The organism is Sulfuricurvum kujiense DSM 16994 (genome assembly GCF_000183725.1).
GTDB lineage: Bacteria > Campylobacterota > Campylobacteria > Campylobacterales > Sulfurimonadaceae > Sulfuricurvum > Sulfuricurvum kujiense.
In genome coordinates, this window is record NC_014762.1 from 776,692 (window position 1) to 794,419 (window position 17,728).

Annotated in this window: 14 protein-coding genes; 10 read left to right on the forward strand and 4 right to left on the reverse strand. The window is 46.8% G+C overall.

Annotated features, from left to right (window positions below; genetic code table 11):
- The first annotated feature begins 153 nt into the window (after positions 1-153).
- The 10 genes from ileS to SULKU_RS04050 all read left to right on the forward strand — a co-directional run bounded on the left by ileS (position 154) and on the right by SULKU_RS04050 (position 12,071).
- Positions 154-2,910: an isoleucine--tRNA ligase gene (ileS, locus tag SULKU_RS04010; RefSeq protein ID WP_013459649.1), complete on the forward strand. Its 2,757-nt coding sequence runs from the start codon at positions 154-156 to the stop codon at positions 2,908-2,910.
- Positions 2,910-3,041: a hypothetical protein gene (locus SULKU_RS15270; protein ID WP_013459650.1), complete on the forward strand. Its 132-nt coding sequence runs from the start codon at positions 2,910-2,912 to the stop codon at positions 3,039-3,041. The genes ileS and SULKU_RS15270 overlap by 1 nt, the downstream gene beginning before the upstream one ends.
- 64 nt (positions 3,042-3,105) lie before the next feature.
- Entirely contained in the window at positions 3,106-4,446 is a 1,341-nt protein-coding gene (gatA, locus tag SULKU_RS04015) for an Asp-tRNA(Asn)/Glu-tRNA(Gln) amidotransferase subunit GatA (protein WP_013459651.1), read from the forward strand.
- A gap of 4 nt (positions 4,447-4,450) precedes the next feature.
- Entirely contained in the window at positions 4,451-5,896 is a 1,446-nt protein-coding gene (gene guaB / locus SULKU_RS04020) for an IMP dehydrogenase (RefSeq protein ID WP_013459652.1), read from the forward strand.
- Positions 5,897-5,995: 99 nt separating this feature from the next.
- A complete protein-coding gene (locus tag SULKU_RS04025; protein WP_013459653.1) occupies positions 5,996-7,267 on the forward strand; it encodes an O-acetylhomoserine aminocarboxypropyltransferase/cysteine synthase family protein in 1,272 nt (423 codons plus the stop codon).
- 12 nt (positions 7,268-7,279) lie between these two features.
- Positions 7,280-8,377, forward strand: a complete 1,098-nt coding sequence (gene metX / locus SULKU_RS04030; protein WP_013459654.1) for a homoserine O-acetyltransferase MetX — start codon at positions 7,280-7,282, stop codon at positions 8,375-8,377.
- Entirely contained in the window at positions 8,374-8,568 is a 195-nt protein-coding gene (gene xseB / locus SULKU_RS04035; protein ID WP_013459655.1) for an exodeoxyribonuclease VII small subunit, read from the forward strand. The genes metX and xseB overlap by 4 nt, the downstream gene beginning before the upstream one ends.
- Entirely contained in the window at positions 8,568-9,359 is a 792-nt protein-coding gene (locus SULKU_RS04040; protein WP_013459656.1) for a carbon-nitrogen hydrolase family protein, read from the forward strand. The genes xseB and SULKU_RS04040 overlap by 1 nt, the downstream gene beginning before the upstream one ends.
- Position 9,360: 1 nt before the next feature.
- Positions 9,361-11,337, forward strand: a complete 1,977-nt coding sequence (locus tag SULKU_RS04045) for a sensor histidine kinase (protein ID WP_013459657.1) — start codon at positions 9,361-9,363, stop codon at positions 11,335-11,337.
- Between the two features lie 56 nt (positions 11,338-11,393).
- Positions 11,394-12,071 carry a HesA/MoeB/ThiF family protein gene (locus SULKU_RS04050; RefSeq protein WP_013459658.1) on the forward strand — a complete coding sequence of 226 codons (678 nt, stop codon included), beginning with the start codon at positions 11,394-11,396 and terminating at the stop codon, positions 12,069-12,071.
- Here the strand turns inward: SULKU_RS04050 and SULKU_RS14270 are convergent.
- The 4 genes from SULKU_RS14270 to SULKU_RS04070 all read right to left on the reverse strand — a co-directional run bounded on the left by SULKU_RS14270 (position 12,068) and on the right by SULKU_RS04070 (position 17,726).
- Entirely contained in the window at positions 12,068-12,520 is a 453-nt protein-coding gene (locus tag SULKU_RS14270; RefSeq protein ID WP_013459659.1) for a c-type cytochrome, read from the reverse strand. The genes SULKU_RS04050 and SULKU_RS14270 overlap by 4 nt on opposite strands.
- Before the next feature lie 127 nt (positions 12,521-12,647).
- On the reverse strand, positions 12,648-12,869 hold the full coding sequence (locus tag SULKU_RS04060) for a hypothetical protein (RefSeq protein ID WP_013459660.1): 222 nt from the start codon (positions 12,867-12,869) through the stop codon (positions 12,648-12,650).
- 299 nt (positions 12,870-13,168) lie between these two features.
- A complete protein-coding gene (locus SULKU_RS04065) occupies positions 13,169-14,602 on the reverse strand; it encodes an efflux transporter outer membrane subunit (protein ID WP_013459661.1) in 1,434 nt (477 codons plus the stop codon).
- A complete protein-coding gene (locus SULKU_RS04070) occupies positions 14,595-17,726 on the reverse strand; it encodes an efflux RND transporter permease subunit (protein ID WP_013459662.1) in 3,132 nt (1,043 codons plus the stop codon). The genes SULKU_RS04065 and SULKU_RS04070 overlap by 8 nt, the downstream gene beginning before the upstream one ends.
- Between the last annotated feature and the right edge of the window lie 2 nt (positions 17,727-17,728).

Here is a 17,728-nt window from a genome sequence, read left to right on the forward strand (position 1 = left end):
ATCTGCCCAAAGGGCAAGCTTTAGTGCCATAGCGGCAAGCGCAGCTAAAGGGATTTTATTCCTTTGGCGTTTTTCATCAAGAGTATAGCACAGTGACAGCAAAATTTAATCACCCAAACGCTATAATGCACCACTTTTTATATAAGGTAACAGATGGATTATAAAGAGACCCTCCTTCTACCTCAGACCGAATTTCCGATGCGCGGAAATTTGGTTCAAAACGAGCCTGCGCGCTATGCCGCATGGATTGCCAAAGACGTTTACGGCCGAATGAAAGCAAATCGTAAAGATGCGCAAAGTTTTACATTGCACGACGGTCCTCCGTATGCCAACGGACATACCCATATCGGGCATGCATTGAACAAAGTCCTTAAAGATATTATTGTCAAATATCATTATTTTAACGGAAAATCGGTTCGCTTTACTCCCGGCTGGGACTGTCACGGTCTTCCGATCGAGCAGCAGGTCGAGAAAAAACTGGGCGGGAAGCAGAAAAAAGAGCTTCTCACTACCGCTGAAGTGCGCCAAATGTGCCGCGATCATGCAAAAGAGTTTATCGATATTCAGCGCGAAGAATTTAAAAAACTGGGCGTTGTCGCCGATTGGGACAATCCGTATCTGACGATGGATTCCAAGTTTGAAGCCAACATTTACCGTACTCTTTGTTCGGTTGCCAAAAAAGGGCTGTTGATCGAGCGTTCAAAACCGGTTTACTGGAGCTGGGCGGAGCGTACCGCACTTGCCGAAGCGGAAGTCGAATACGAAGACAAAGAAGACTACTCGATTTACGTCGCGTTTGAGCTCAATGACGATGCCAAAGTACGTGCCGGGATTGAGGGGAAAGCGGCGATCGTCATCTGGACGACGACACCGTGGACGTTGCCGGCGAATACGGGGATCTCTCTAAATCCCGATGAAGTATACGTACGAACGTCAGACGGATATATCGTCGCGGAAAAACGCTACAACGCACTGATCGAAGAGGGTGTATTCACCGGAACCGTCGTACAAAAAATCGAAGCGAAAAAATTTGAAAACAGCTATGCGATCAACCCGCTAAACGGCCGCGGATCTCATTTGGTTCTCGGGGAACACGTATTGATGGAGAACGGTTCGGGGTGTGTTCATACCGCGCCGGGGCATGGGGAAGACGACTACCGCGTAGGTCTTCGCTATAACCTCGAAGTGGTAATGCCGGTCGATGAGACGGGATGCTACGATCAGACGGTCGTACGAGAAAAACTTCTTCCGAATGCCGAAGAGTTTGTCGGAACCCATATTTTCAAAGCGAACGAGCCGATTATCGCCCTTTTAGGCGAAAGTGCGTTGAAAGTCTCCAAATTCCGCCACTCCTACCCGCACTGTTGGCGTTCCCATACACCGCTTATCTATCGTGCGACAAAACAGTGGTTTATCAGCGTGGACGGAACCCCTGAGGGGGAGAGCAAAACACTTCGAGAAATCGCGCAGGCTGAAGTGGCTAAAACGGCATTTTATCCGGAGAGCGGGCGTAACCGTCTAGGTTCTATGGTCGAAAACCGCCCGGACTGGTGTATCTCTCGTCAGCGTGACTGGGGAGTTCCGATCGCATTTTTCCGGGTCAAAGCGACGGGTGAAGTGATCTTGGATGAGAAGGTGCTCAACTATATCGCGATGATTTTCGAGATGCACAGCACCGATGCGTGGTATTCGATGAGCATCGAAGAGCTCCTGTATCCGGGATCGGGATACAAAGCCGATGAACTCGAAAAAGTTTCCGATATTTTGGACGTCTGGTTTGACAGCGGCTCGACGTGGAATGCGGTACTCAAATCCCGCAACTACGATGCCGGGCAATATCCTGCCGATTTGTATATCGAGGGTTCAGACCAGCATCGCGGATGGTTCCAATCCTCCCTCTTTTTGAGTACGGCAGTGGAACATATCGCTCCGTATAAAGCGCTCCTCACTCACGGCTTTACCGTCGATGAGAAGGGCGAGAAGATGTCAAAATCCAAAGGGAACGTCGTTGCCCCAGAATCGGTTCTCAAAGAGTACGGGTCTGAGATTTTGCGTTTATGGGTTGCGATGAGCGATTATCAGGGAGATTTGAAAATCTCCGGTAATATTCTCAAACAAACGGCCGATCAATACCGTAAGCTTCGTAATACGTTTCGTATTATGCTGGCGAATCTCGATGGTCTTGAAGAGGTTGTCCCTTACTCTGAGATGGGCGAAATCGATAAATGGATCGTTGCCAAAGCCAAAGAGGTGTTTGACGAGACCCATCGTTTATTCGGAGAATACAATTTCGTTCACGGAATGAGCGCTTTGAACTATTTCATCGTGAATGAACTCAGCGGTGTCTATATCGATATCACGAAAGACCGTATGTATTGTGATGCAGCTGATTCAGCGGAGCGCCGCTCAACCCAGAGTGCCATGGCGATTATCGCTAAATCGATGCTGGGACTGATCGCTCCGATTTTGACCTATACCGCCGATGAGATTTTCGAAAATGCACCCTCAGTCATCAAAGGATCGGCAAACGACATTTTCGATGTCACGTATGCCTCGATCGAGAGTGTTGAAAGCAGTTGGGACGAAGCAACGATGAAAGTGATTCGTGAGAAATTCAATGAGATCGTAGACGGATTGAAAAAAGAGAAAGTGATCAAGAATACCCTTGAACTCGTTATCTCAACAAAATCAGAGTGCGCCAAAGAAATGAAAAAAGCGGATATCGAAGAGTATCTTGTCATCTCTAAATGGTGTGCTTGTGAGCTGAAAGATATTTTGGGAACGTTTGAGATCGAAGGGGAGACGTTTAATATCGCCCTTGCATCCAAAGCAAAATGCCCTCGCTGCTGGAAATATCACAGTGAAGACGAAGAGACATTGTGTCCCCGTTGTGCGCAGGTCGTTGCCTAATGATCGACGTCACACAAGCGGTTCCGCTCAGTTTTATCGCACAAACAGTCGGAGTCATTTTTATCGTAATCGCCATCGGAATCGCGATGGTCAAACAAGCAAAACAAAAAAAAGGCTCACTGCCGAAGTGAACTCAGCGTTAGCGTAGCCAAAGGTTTTTAATCCGATGGCGTATTTAGATAGAAAGGAAAGTGTATGATCACACTCAAAGAGGCGTTAAAACTCTCAAAAGCAGAACTCGCTTCGCTCAAAGAAGAGTTAAAAGCCAAAATTGCCGCAAAGGCTGAACTCAATGCCTATGTTGACATTCTCAATGTCGGCGAGGGGATCCCGATCGCGATCAAAGATAATATCCAGGTAAGCGGATGGTCGGTAACGTCGGGTTCGAATATCCTCAAAGGGTATATCGCTCCGTATAACGCAACCGTCATTGAAAAACTTTTGGCAAACGGCATGTCACCGTTTGGGCGTACGAATATGGATGAATTTGCGATGGGTTCGACGACCGAGAGCAGCTGTTACGGCAAAACACTTAATCCGCTTAACCATAATTGTGTCCCCGGAGGAAGTTCGGGCGGTTCGGCGGCGGCAGTCGCGGCGGGACTCGCGGTAGCGGCGCTCGGAAGCGATACCGGCGGATCAATCCGTCAGCCGGCGGCATTTTGCGGAATCGTCGGGATGAAACCCACCTATGGCCGCGTAAGCCGTTACGGTCTGGGTGCCTATGCGAGTTCACTCGATCAGATCGGGCCGATGACCCAAAACGTCGAAGATGCGGCGATTTTGTACGACATCATCCAAGGGTACGATCCGAAAGATTCCACAAGCGCGGATCGCAATGACGGAACGGTCAGCGATAAACTTGACGCAAACGTGAAACTCAAAATCGCGATTGTCCCCGATTATGTCAAAGACGCATCCGAAGAGGTTCGTAAAGCGTATGCCAAAGCGATCGAAGCGCTCAAAAATGCGGGACATACCATTGTCGAAAAGTCGCTTATGGATCCGAAATACGATATCTCAGCCTACTATATCACCGCAACGGCGGAAGCGACGACGAACCTCGCCCGTTATGACGGAATCCGCTACGGCAACCGTGTCGAAGGTGAAAATCTCAAAGATACGTTCCTTCAAACCCGGTCAAACGGATTCGGCCCTGAAGTTCAACGCCGCATCATGCTCGGTAACTTCGTCCTCTCATCGGGATATTACGATGCGTATTATGTCAAGGCTCAAAAAGTACGCCGATTGATTCAAGAGGAGTATAATAAGATTTTCGAAGAAGTTGATCTTATACTAACTCCGGTAGCTCCTCGTACCGCGTATGAGTTTGGGGCTCTTAGTGATCCGCTCGAGATGTATTTGAGCGATATTTATACGATTTCGGTAAATCTGGCGGGGCTTCCCGCCATTTCTTTACCGGTTGATACGGCAGAAAACGGTATGCCGGTCGGTCTTCAGCTGATAGCCGCTCCGTATGCGGAGCAAACACTCTTTAACGGGGCGCTTAGCCTCGAAACTCAATTACAAGGATAACCTCATGAATATTCGTAAACGCGCCCTCACTTTTGAAGATGTATTGCTCATCCCTAAATACTCTGAGGTTCTTCCTAAAGAGGTAAGTCTAAAAACGATGCTGACCCGCAATATTCCTCTGAATATTCCAATGGTCTCTGCGGCGATGGATACGGTAACCGAATACCGTGCCGCGATTGCTATGGCCCATTTGGGCGGTATCGGGATCATCCACAAAAATATGGACATCGAGACGCAAGTCAAGCAGATCAAAAAAGTAAAAAAATCGGAAAGCGGTATTATCATCGATCCGATCTACGTTCATCCGGATGCGACCCTTGCCGAAGCCGAAGAGTTGATGAGCGAGTTCAGAATTTCAGGTGTTCCGGTTGTAGACGGACACAATAAACTCTTGGGTATTTTGACCAATCGCGACATGCGTTTTGAGAAAGATTTGAAAAAATTGGCGTCGGCGGTAATGACACCGATGCCTCTGGTAACGGCAAAAGCGGGAATCACCCTCGAAGAGGCTGAGCAGATCATGCACAAAAACAAGATCGAGAAACTTCCGATTATCGACGAGAACGGATTTTTAAAAGGTCTAATCACGATCAAAGATATCAAAAAACGGATTGAATATCCGCATGCGAACAAAGACGATTTCGGCCGTCTCCGCGTCGGTGCGGCGATCGGTGTCGGACAGCTTGACCGCGCACGTGCTCTTGTCGATGCAGGTGTTGATGTATTGGTTCTTGATTCGGCGCACGGCCACTCGAAAGGGATTATCGATACTGTAAAAGCGATCAAAAAAGATATGGTAGTCGATATCATCGCAGGAAACGTTGCGACGGGCGAAGCGACGTTGGCCCTTATCGAAGCGGGTGCTGACGGTGTTAAGGTGGGTATCGGACCGGGATCGATCTGTACAACCCGTATTGTTGCCGGTGTCGGTGTTCCACAAATCTCTGCTATCGATGAGTGTGCAGCGGTTGGACGCAAGCACGGAGTACCGATCATCGCCGATGGCGGTATCCGTTACTCGGGTGATATTGCGAAAGCCCTTGCCGTTGGTGCAAGCGTTATTATGGCGGGGTCATTGTTAGCCGGAACCGAAGAGTCCCCGGGGGATACGATCATGTATCAAGGGCGTCAATACAAATCATATCGAGGTATGGGCTCAATCGGAGCAATGACGAAAGGCTCAACCGATCGTTATTTCCAAGAGGGAACCGCTGCGGATAAACTCGTTCCTGAGGGGATCGAGGGGCGCGTACCGTTTCGTGGAAGTATTGCGGCGGTAGTACACCAAATGATGGGGGGACTTCGTTCTTCTATGGGATACTGCGGAAGTGAAAGCATCGAAGCGTTCTGGGATAAAGCGGAGTTTGTTGAGATCACCAGTGCAGGACTCAAAGAGTCTCATGTACATGATGTCATCATCACCCAAGAGGCACCGAATTATCACGTATAAATAATCCTTATTAAACTAATGGACATTAAGCCGTTAGGGAAACATGGGAAAATGCGGGCTATATTGATACAATTGCACAAAACAACCTAAAGGATGAACATGCAACTTCAAACTGAAGCACTCCACGCGGGATACGAAAAAGATACGCAACGAACGATGGCTGTACCAATGTACATGAGTACGGCATTTGATTTTGGCAGTACCGATTTTGCTGCAAGTAGCTTTAATCTACAGCAAGGTACGGACAATGTTTATACCCGTGTAGGCAACCCTACAACAGCTGTTTTGGAAAAACGATTTGCTGTTTTAGAAGGTGGGAGTGGTGCGCTAGCTGTGAGCAGCGGTATGAGTGCAATATTTTACAGTATCCTCAATGTTGCCCAAGCGGGTGATAATATTATCGTTGCTAATCAGCTCTACGGCGGAACGGTTACCCTTTTCTCTCAAACGCTAAAACGTCTTGGGATTGAAGCCCGTTTTTTTGATATTCACTCTCCTGATGCCATCGAAGCGTTAGTGGATGAGCATACCAAATGTCTCTTTTTTGAGAGTATTACCAATCCGAGTATCGATGTTCCGAACTTTGAGGTACTTATTGCGATTGCCAATAAACATAACATTATTACAATCGTTGATAATACGGTTGCGACACCTATGTTATGTCAGCCGTTATTGCTCGGTGTGGATGTTGTCGTTCACAGTGCAAGCAAATACACCACAGGGCAGGGGCTTGCTATCGGCGGATTGATCGTTGAGCGAAAAGATTTGGCCGAAAAAATCAAAGGAAACGCCCGTTATCCCGATTTTAATACACCGGAAGTGAGCTATCACGGATTAGTGTTTGCCGATTCGGTGGTGAGTGGTATCTTATTTACCTTTAGAGCCCGCATGGTGCTTATGCGTGATACGGGTGCCGTATTAAGTCCTTTTAATGCGTGGTTATTTATCCAAGGGGTTGAGACATTGTCGCTACGAATGAAACAACACTCACAAAGTGCGTTGAGTATTGCCCAGTGGCTTGAGAAACACCCTCGGGTCAAAAAAGTGAACTATCCGCTTCTCGAAAGTGACAAAAGCTATGCCAATGCTCAAAAATATCTTGCCAAAGGTGCGAGCGGATTGTTGAGCTTTGAGGTCGAAGATTTTGAGACGGCAAAAAAAGTGTTGGATTCTGTCCAAATATTCTCCATTGTCGCTAATATCGGAGATAGTAAATCGATCATCAATCACTCTGCGTCGACAACCCATCAGCAACTCAGTCCTGAGGAGCTGAAAAAAGCGGGAGTAAGCGCGGGATTGATCCGTTTAAGTGTCGGACTCGAAGATAGTGATGATTTGATTGCAGATTTGAAATCGGCGTTAGACGCATAGAAAAAGGGCTTTATGTTAAACCTTCAAATTCATAGTGAACATTTCACCAATCCGCTCTATTTAGAGAGCGGGCGTATCTTGGAGCCGTATGATATCGTCTATGAGACGTACGGCGAGCTCAATGAAGCGCGGGACAATGTGATCGTGATTTGCCATGCACTGACAGGTTCTCATCATGCGGCGGGAACGTATGAGGGGGACAATAAACCCGGTTGGTGGGACGGCCTTATAGGACAGGGAAAAGCGGTCGATACCGACCGGTTTTTCGTGATCTGTACCAATGTGATCGGGAGCTGTTTCGGCTCAACCGGACCGATGTCTCTGCGTTATCCGTATAACGATCCTTACCGCTATAAATTTCCCGTAATCACTATTTTGGATATGGTCAAAGCGCAGCGGATTTTATTCGATCGTTTGGGGATCCATCAGGTCCATGCCGTAATCGGCGGTTCGATGGGGGGAATGCAGGCACTGGCATTCGGCGTCTTTTTCCCCAATTTTGCCAAAAAAATTATCGCTATGGCGACGACGGCGGCAACGCAGCCGTGGGCTATCGCGTTTAACAAAGTGGCGCAAGAGGCGATACTCAAAGATCCCGAATTCAAAAACGGCTATTATGATCCCGAAGTGATACGGGAGAACGGGCTAAGCGGTATGGCAATCGGGCGGATGGCGGGGCATATCAGCTTTTTGTCACATCAGTCGATGGCAAAAAAATTCGGACGCGAATACAAACGGACGGATGGTTTGTTTGAATTATTCGGAAAGTTTCAGGTCGAATCGTATCTGGAGTACAACGGGTACAATTTTACGAAATGGTTTGATCCTCTTTCGTATCTTTACATTACCAAAGCGATCAATATCTACGATCTTTCACGCGGGTTCGATTCGATCGAAGAGGCTTTGAATAAAATCAATGCCGAGCTTTATCTGGTCGGATTTGAAAAAGATATCCTTTTTCTCCCTTCTGAAATGGAATCTATCCATACGGCGATGTTGGCAATGGGAAAAACCAACAGCGACTATCTCGAAGTTGTCAGCGATTACGGGCATGACGCTTTTTTGGTGGAAATCGATAAAATAGAAAATTATGTTCGGGAGGCACTATGAAGAGTGATGAGAGTTTTGAAACAAAAATTACCAATGCCAAAGCCATTTTAGAAAAATTGATGGATCCCGCGTTGCCGATGAATGAGAGTGTAAAGGCGTATGAAGAGGGGATGAAAGAGCTTAAATTAGCCGAGACGATGCTTCAAAATGCACAGCTACAGATACAAATCATCAAAAATCAGGAGCAATAATGCGTGCTGCCATACTGCAACTTCCTTCTATCGGAATGGGGAGCAACAAACTTGAAAGTTATGCCCGTGTCGCTCAGCAAAAAGGGGTAAAACTGATTTTATTGGGAGAATATCTTCTAAACCCTTTTTTCAAAGAGCTGATTCAGATGCCTTTGAATATGATTTCCGAACAAAGTGCCCATCAAATTGAAACGCTTAAAGCGTTAGCCGCAAAATACGAGCTTACGTTTGTCGCACCGATTGTAACGGTAAAGAAAAAAGAGTGTACGAAGATGATCGCGAAAATAAACGGCCGAAGCGTTACCTATTATCCGCAGCAATTTTTGATTAATTATCCTCACTGGAATGAGGAGAAGTTTTTTAACAATCCGGTAGAAGCGGTAAAACCTCCGATGATTTTTGCGTGCGAGGGGCTAAAATTTGCCGTAATGAGCGGTTTTGAGACCCATTTTGACCCCTTGTGGCAGGCGGTGGATACAAAGATGGTCGATGTCGTTTTGGTTCCGAGCGCTTCGACGTTTGAATCCCACAACCGTTGGCGTGAACTCATCAAAACGAGAGCGTTTACCCATAACTGCTACATCCTTCGCGCTAATCGGGTCGGTGAGTATTGTGATGAAAAACACGCGTGGAAATTTTACGGCGATTCCATGGTTGTCTCTCCTGATGGAGAGGTCGAAGCGGACCTGGGGAATACCGAAGAGCTTTTAATTGTGGATTTGGATCGAAAAACTCTTACCGAATCGCGGAAAGGTTGGGGATTCAAAGAGGCGTTGCGCAAACGAATTTAGCGTGCGAAAACTAATTTTTCTTGCCGTTTTTTTTGCGTTAACGCTTCACTCATCTCTGTTAACGCTGAAAAAAGATGTTATCTCTCCCGCTAATGATGCGATTTCTTACGTGGAAGATGTTTCAGGTAAGATAGACTTTGAGCACATAAAATCTCAACAATTTACCCCCTATCTGAAAGAACGGAGCGTTAATTTCGGATTTACAAAATCGGTTTTTTGGTTTAAGATCGATCTTCGTAACCTTTCGGCTACAGATGAAACCCGGTGGTGGGTAAAAATCGATTATCCTCTCTTGGAATATATCGATATCTATTTGATTACGCCGGACGGGACGCTGATCAAACATGAAAAAATGGGGACATCCCAACCGTTTTCTTTGCGCGATATCGGATCGCACTACTTTATTTCGAACCTTCCTCTTAAAAATATTCCTGATTCGACATTGTACCTGCGGGTAAAAACCCAAAGTTCGATGCAGCTTCCACTCTCCATTTTTTCTTCGGAAACACTGATGGAAGAGTTGGAGCAAAACAATTTTTTTGTGGGGATATATTACGGGATTTTCTTTATTGTATTGCTCTACAACATCGTATTGTATATTTATACCCGCGACCGCAATTACATGCGCTATATTCTGTTTTTGCTCTCTTTTATCTTATGGCAGCTCTCTTTTGACGGATTGGGAATTAAATACATTTGGGGCGATACTCTGTGGTTCATTGAACACGGATCGAGCATGTTTATCGCATTAACGTCGTTTTTCGCTCTCTATTTCAGCCGCCATTTTTTAAATACACCGTTGTATGCTCCGAAAGTGGACAATCTGATTGTTCTAATGATGCTTATCAGTTTTTTGATGGTGGCGGCCTCGTTATATTTCTCTTACAGCATAGTGATTCCGTTTAATGCGGCGCTCGCTTCGGTTTTGCCGCTGTTGCTGCTTATCGCAGGTCTCAGCGTCATGCGGCATGAATACAGAGCCGCACGTTTTTATGTAGCCGGCTGGAGCTCATTTTTGATCGCTACTATTATTTTCACATTAAATAAATTCGATCTTATCCCGAGCTTTTACGGAATCAATAACGTGCAGCAGGTCGGATCGGCCATCGAGATGATTTTTCTCTCTCTGGCACTGGCCGATAGGGTCTATCTGCTACAGCGCGAATACATTGAAAAATTAAATCGGCTAAACGTTACGTTGAGGGAGAAAGTAGAGTGTGCATTGAACGAAGCGCGTCTTAAAGACCGTCTATTCGTCCAGCAGTCCAGACTCGCGGCGATGGGGGAGATGATTGAACAGATCGCTCACCAGTGGCGCCAGCCGCTCAATACGCTGGCATTGATCAATCAGGATATGTATGTAAAGCATAAGCTCGGAAAATGCGATGTACAATGTTTTGAGGAAGCGCATGAAAGTATTGATACGCACTTGCAGTACCTTTCCAAAACGATTGACGATTTCCGTAATTTTTACAAAACCGATAAATCAAAATCACTCGAAGATGTAGGAATTTTGGCTGCGGAAGCATTGAAGCTCAGTGACGTCTTTCTCAAATACGCGAAAATCAAGACCCGTCTTGATATTTCCACGACCCGTCAGGTGAATATTGCAAAAAATGAGATGATACAGGTTTTGATGAATCTGATTAAAAATGCGCATGATGCGATTGTAGAGAAAAAGATCAGTGACGGGAAAATAACTATCCGTGTTGAAGATGAAGCAGAAACCGGGATCAGAATAAGTGTTGAGGACAACGCCGGAGGGATTGCATCCGACATAATCGGCAATATTTTTGATATCTACTTTACGACAAAAGATGCCGAGCACGGCAGCGGGCTTGGACTTCATATGTCCAAATACATCATTGAAGAGAGTTTCGGAGGAAAAATCTGGGTTGAAAATATCACTAACGGTGCGCGATTTATTATCGTACTCCCGCTGGATGAGAGTAAAACCACAGTAATCGGCTCAGATTAAGATCGATTTTTATTGAAACGATGGTAAAGTACTAAAATATTTACCGGAGAGATCATATGATGAACTATTTTCACCGTCAGGTACAGTTATGGGGCGAAGAAACGCAAAAATCCCTGCAATCAAAGAGAATAGCCGTTATCGGAAGTGGAGGGCTTGGAACGTCCTTAGCGTTCGCTCTGGGTGCATCCGGGATCGGTGAAATCCATATGATCGATTTTGATACGGTAAGTCTGCATAATATTCACCGACAAATCGCTTTTAGAATGGGCGATGAGGGGAAATTTAAAGCCGACGTTACGGCACAGTTGATTGAGCAGCGCTGTCCGTATGTAAAAGCATATTCTCATGTATGCCGATTTGGAGAGTTTGCCGAAAAGAATATTGAGGTTGATCTGATAATCGATGCCACCGATAATCTCCCTTCCCGCGGAGAAATAAATTCCTACGCCAAGTCTAAAGGGTTACCGTGGGTATACGGATCGGTGGAGGCCTTTAACGGACAAGTATGCTTTTTTGAAGAGGCATCGTTTAACGAACTGTTTAAAATCACCCAAAAAACACCTGAGGGGATTGCCGCGCCGATCGTTATGCACATCGCTTCGTTGCAAGCCAATTTAGCGCTCCGCTATCTTGCAGGGCTCAGTGTGAAAAAAGACAAACTCTATTATCTTTTTTTCAATGGTGAAGGGGAATTGGTAACGCAAAAATTTGCGTTACCTAAATCTGAAGGTTAAAGGGCGGAGATATATTTGGCCAAGGCGTCGATTTGAGCATCGTTTAGCCCTTTGGCTTGTCCTTGCATGAGCGCTTTCATTTCTCGTCCGTATGTACCGTTTTGGTACCCTTTGAGTGCATCTGCAATCTGCTGCTCACTGAGTGTTGCGATGATTTGGGATTTATTCAAAGCCGATTTTTCAGCTTTTGCACCGTGACATGAAGCACATTTTTGAGAAAACAGTGCATTAGCGTCCACGGAAGCATTTTCAACAGCTGCAGGGGCCGCCGCCGCACTCGGAGCCGCAACCGTTTCATTCAGCTCGGCAGGGGCAGCCGCTGAACTGTTTTCTTCAGCAAGAGGCGTTGAAATTTCCTGAGATCCATTGGACTCTGATGCTTGTTTTGGAGTAGATTCACTGCATCCGATTAGCAGTAGGGAACACAGAACGGGAATAAAGATTTTCATAAAGCATGACTCCTATAGTTGACTAAAGGAAGTGTAGTATATTTTAGTTTGATTTTGTTTTAAAGAGGAAGGTTTCGAAGAAAGAAAGTTTCACACCGAAGTGTGAAACATGCTAATAAGTTAAAACTTATTTAGCTGGAGCAGCTTCAGCAGCAGGTGCAGCAGCTTCTTCAGCAGCAGGTGCAGCAGCTTCAGTAGTCATGTTAGCTTCTTCAGCAACAGGTGCAGCAGCTTCTTCAGCTACAGGTGCAGCAGCTTCTTCAGTAGCAGCAGGTGCTTCAGTAGTAGCAGACTCGCTGCATCCGATAAACATTGCAGCCAAAAGCAACGCAGAAATGATTTTCATCATGGTAAGGCTCCTTAAAAAAATATGGCGGAAGTATACCACTAGAACCCCTATGGTTGTCAAGTACTTTTGCGTAATTTCACAAAAATTTTTTAAAAGCCCCTAAAATAGGGGGTTCAAAAAGATCAAAAACTTATCAAAACAGTTGAAAATTAGAGTAGATCAGTGACAAAAAAATGTATTTTTTTTAAATTTTTTTCTTTTTTTGGCTTTTGTTTACTAATGATTATCTTTTGAAAGGCATTTTTAGAAGAAGATCGGCCTGCCGCAGAAGTTGGCGCGGCAGGTTTGGGATACTGTTTTTATCGTCCGGAGGGGAGATAATCGGGAAGAGGAGGAGTCAGCTCTTCGCTCCATCCTCCCCCTAATGCTTTATAAAGAGATACGGAAGCGACAAGCGCATTTTGTTTGGCTATGATCAGCTGCTGTGATGCCTGGATCCATTGCTGTTGTACGAGGAGCATATCGCTGTAGCTGATACTTCCTACTTGATAACGGAGTTTGCTTTGCGTGAGTGCTTTTTCGATGGCTGCAGTGCGTGCACTTTGATAGGTTGTCTGCTCTTGTACTCTAGCGCGCTGGGCGATGGCGTTGTCGGTATCATTGAAAGCGCTTACAATTGATTTTTTGTATTGTGCGATACTTTTGTTCCGATCGGCTTCCGCTGTTTTAATTTGTCCTGCTATTAGGCCTGCCGAAAAGAGAGGAATACTGACAGACGGTGCAATCTCCCATATTCGTGCCGGATCAGAGACGAAATTGCTCAGTTCTATACTTTGTACTCCTAACATTCCTGTGAGCTTGATACTCGGAAAATAGGCGGCGCGGGCAACGCCGATTTTGGCATTGGCCGCGATCAGATTCTGCTCCGCCATTGCGATATCGGGGCGTCTGCTAAGCACGCTTGAGGGGAGCGCATCAGGGATTGTCGGAATAGTAATCGTATCGATCGGCGAAGCCTGAACCGGGGCAGGATTGCGCCCCAACAAGATGTTAAATGTCGATTCTTCGGAAGTTTTGGACGCTTCCAGCTGTGATAGAGTCGCTTTGGCACTCTCCCGCTCGGATACCGATTGCAGTAAAACCGCTTCAGCAATAACACCGTGTTTGTATTTAAGCTCGTTAAGGGTGACCAGCTCATTATTGAGGGCTACGTTCTGACGAGCCAAATCGATTTGACGCTGAAGAGATGCGAGTTTAAAATACGAAGCGGCAACACTGGATGCAATCGAGAGTTTCATCGTTTGAGAAGCATATTCGCCGGATAAGAGGGTTGCCCGTGCCGCTTCGTTAGCACGGCGTACTTTTCCGAACAGGTCAATCTCATAACTTGCCAGCGATAAAGAACCGGCATAGGTTGAGGTGATTCCTTCACGCAGTTGATACCCTCCGTTAGAGGCGTTATCTACCGATTTACGATTCATTGATCCGGTCGCATTGATCTGAGGATAGAGATACGATTTTGCCTGATCGAATTGCCCTAACAGAGCATCGACGGAGGCTTGGGAAGATTGGACATCATAATTGGTTGTGAGCGCTTCCTCTATCGCCTGCGTCAGAGCGGTATCGTTGAAAGTTTTCCACCATTGTATATCAACAGCCTGTACGGCGGATCGGTTAGAATCGCTGTGGATAAACGTTTCAGGTACAGCCAGATCGGGCCGGACGTAATCAGGACCGATAGCACACCCTGCAAGAAGCCCTGAGAGGATGAGCGAGAGTGAAATATTATTCATGAGAAACTCCTTTGTCCGGGGCAATTTTTTCTTTTATCGTTGAAACCCAGTAGTAAAGGAACGGAATGAAATACCGTTCGATAAAGGTAGCCGCCAACATCCCGCCGAACATCGCCACCCCTATTGAGAAACGTCCTGCCGCTCCCGCTCCCGAGCTGAAAATAAGCGGCAGCATCCCTGCCAAAAAGGCAAAAGAGGTCATCATCATCGGACGGTAACGCAGACGTGCCGCTTCCATTGCCGAATCGTAGATGCTTTTGCCCATTAGTCGCTGCTCTTCGGCGAATTCGACGACCAGGATCGCATTTTTGGCCGAAAGGGCGATCAACGTCAGCAATCCGATTTGGAAGAAGACGTTGTTATTAAGAAACGGAATGAGCCATACTACCGCATATGCCCCCATAATCCCATACGGTACGGCAAGCATAATCGAGATAGGCAGTGTCCAGCGCTCATACAATGCCGCAAGGATGAGATACACCATCATTAAAGCAAATGCCATAATCATAAGCGCTTTGGAACCGACGAGTTTCTCCTGAAGATACAGCCCCTCCCAATCGTAACTGACCGAATTGGGCAGTACGGTATCCCCTTTTTCTTCCAAAATTTTGATCAGATCGCCTGAACTGTATCCCGGAGCGGGTGAGCCCATGACGGTTGTACAGAGAACCCCGTTAAAGTGTTCGATCGAGGAAGGGGCACTCGACATTTTGGCGGTAACCACCGATGAAAGAGGGACGAGTTGTCCGCTGGAAGAGCGAACCCATGCCCGTCCGATATCTTCCGGCGTTGCGCGGTACGGGGAATCGGCTTGCATCTGTACCCAGTAGGTTTTACCGTTCTTATCAAACTGATTGACGTACATCGCTCCGATCGTCGCTTGGAGCGTTTGGAACACGTCGCTGATGGAGAGCCCCATCATTTTAGCTTTTTCGCGATTTACCTCGATTGAAAGGGTCGGCGTATTCATATTCATCGTCGTCATCGGGTTTTTAATGCTCGGCTCTTGACGTAAATCGGCGACGAAAGCGTTGGTCGCTTCGGCGAGTTTGTTGTAATCATTATCCCCCGGCTGCAAGAGGCGAAGGCTGAACATATCCGAAGGCCCCATACCGCGAATCGGTGGAGGCGGCATCCCGAAAACTTTAGCCTCTTTGATAGAGGCGAATTTCGGTCCGAGCGAGTTTAGGATACCGAATACCGCCAATTCTTTGGTGGTACGCTCAGACCACGGTTTGAGCCGTGTGAAAATAACGGCGGAGTTTGGCTCTTGGGAGAAGGTGAGGACATTAAGCCCTGTGATTGCCGTATATTTGTAAATACCCTCCTGCTGAGCCAAAATCGCTTCAACCTGTTTGACGACCTCCAGTGTTCGGTTTGCCGTCGCACCCTCAGGGAGGTTGATACTCGTAATAAAATACCCCTGATCTTCCATCGGCAAGAATGCACTCGGGAGTGTTTTATGGAAAAAACCGATGAAAAAGTAAGTTGATAAATAGATAACCAGGAAAATCAGTGACTTTCGGATCATAAAGCCCGATCGGCGGACGTAGCTTTCGGTCATATTCCCGAATGCCCGGTTAAACCAGCGGAAAAAACGTGCCGGTTCTTTGTCATGGTGTTTGAGGATCAACGCACCGATTGCCGGAGCAAACGTAAGCGCCATAAATCCTGAGAAAACGACGGAAATGGCGATAGTGGCGGCAAATTGTTTATAGAGCTGCCCCGTCATTCCCCCTAAAAACGTTGCCGGAATAAAGACGGCACACATAACAAGGACGATCGCGACGACGGGACCTGAAATCTGAGCCATCGCTTTGATCGCCGCTTCACGCGGTGAGAGTTTTTCATGCTGAAGTATCCGCTCCATATTCTCGATAACGACGATGGCATCATCTACGACGATACCGATGGCAAGTACCAGACCGAAAAGGGTGAGGGTGTTGATCGAATACCCCAACAGATACATTCCGATAAAGGCACCCGTAAGCGAGATCGGGATCGATAGGATCGGAATCATTGCCGCACGGGAACTTTGCAAAAAGAGGTAAATGACCATACTGACAAGTACGATGGATGCCAGAAGGGTAAATACGACCTCTTCGATTGAGATTTTGACGAAATCGGTCGTATCGTACGGGATATCGTAGGTAATCCCTTTCGGGAATTTTTTGGATAGTTTTTCCATTTTCGCGGCGACCGCGGCGGAAGTATCGAGCGCATTGGCATTGACGTCGGCGAAAATCCCTATCATTGCGGCCGGTTTGCCGTTTACCCGTCCGAAAAATTCGTAGTTCTGGCTGCCGAGTTCGACACGGGCAACGTCGCGCAGACGGATCATTGAGCCGTCATTTTTTGCTCTGACAATGATGTTTTGGAACTCTTCAGGCGTTGAGAACCGCCCTTTGGATGTCAGCTGCATCGTCCACATCTGCTCATCGTTTGTGGGAGCCTGCCCTAAACGGCCGGGTGATACTTGGAGATTTTGATCTTTGATTGCCGCGGCAATTTCAGAGGCGCTTACCCCGAGTGATGCCATTTTATCAGGGTTGAGCCAGACACGCATCGCATAATCGCGTTGGCCGAATATCTGGCTTCTTCCGGCACCGGGGATTTTTTTGACTTCGTCAAGAAGATTGGCGGAGATATAGTTACTGATCCCGGTCGCATCATAGCTTCCATCGGGAGAGGTGATAGCGACGATCAGCAAGATATCGGACGTTTTCTTTTGTACGGTTACACCCAGATCACGGGTAGTTTGGGGAAGCTGAGCCAGAACCGAGTTAATACGGTTTTGAACATCGACCGCCGCCATGTCCTGGTTAACGCCGATATTGAAGGTACAGGTGATTGTCGCGCTTCCCGGCAGTGCCGCCGCTTTGGACGACATGTACATCAATCCGTCCGCCCCCGAGATCTGTGATTCCAGAGGAGTCAGAATATTGTTTGCGATCGTTTGTGCATCGGCTCCCGGATATTGTGCCGTAACGACAACCGTAGGGGGAGTGAGATTCGGCAACTGCGAAATCGGAAGGGTCTTGATCGCCACAAATCCGAGCAGCATGATTATCATGGCGATGACTGCTGAAAAGATAGGGCGATTGATAAAGAATTTACTAAACATAA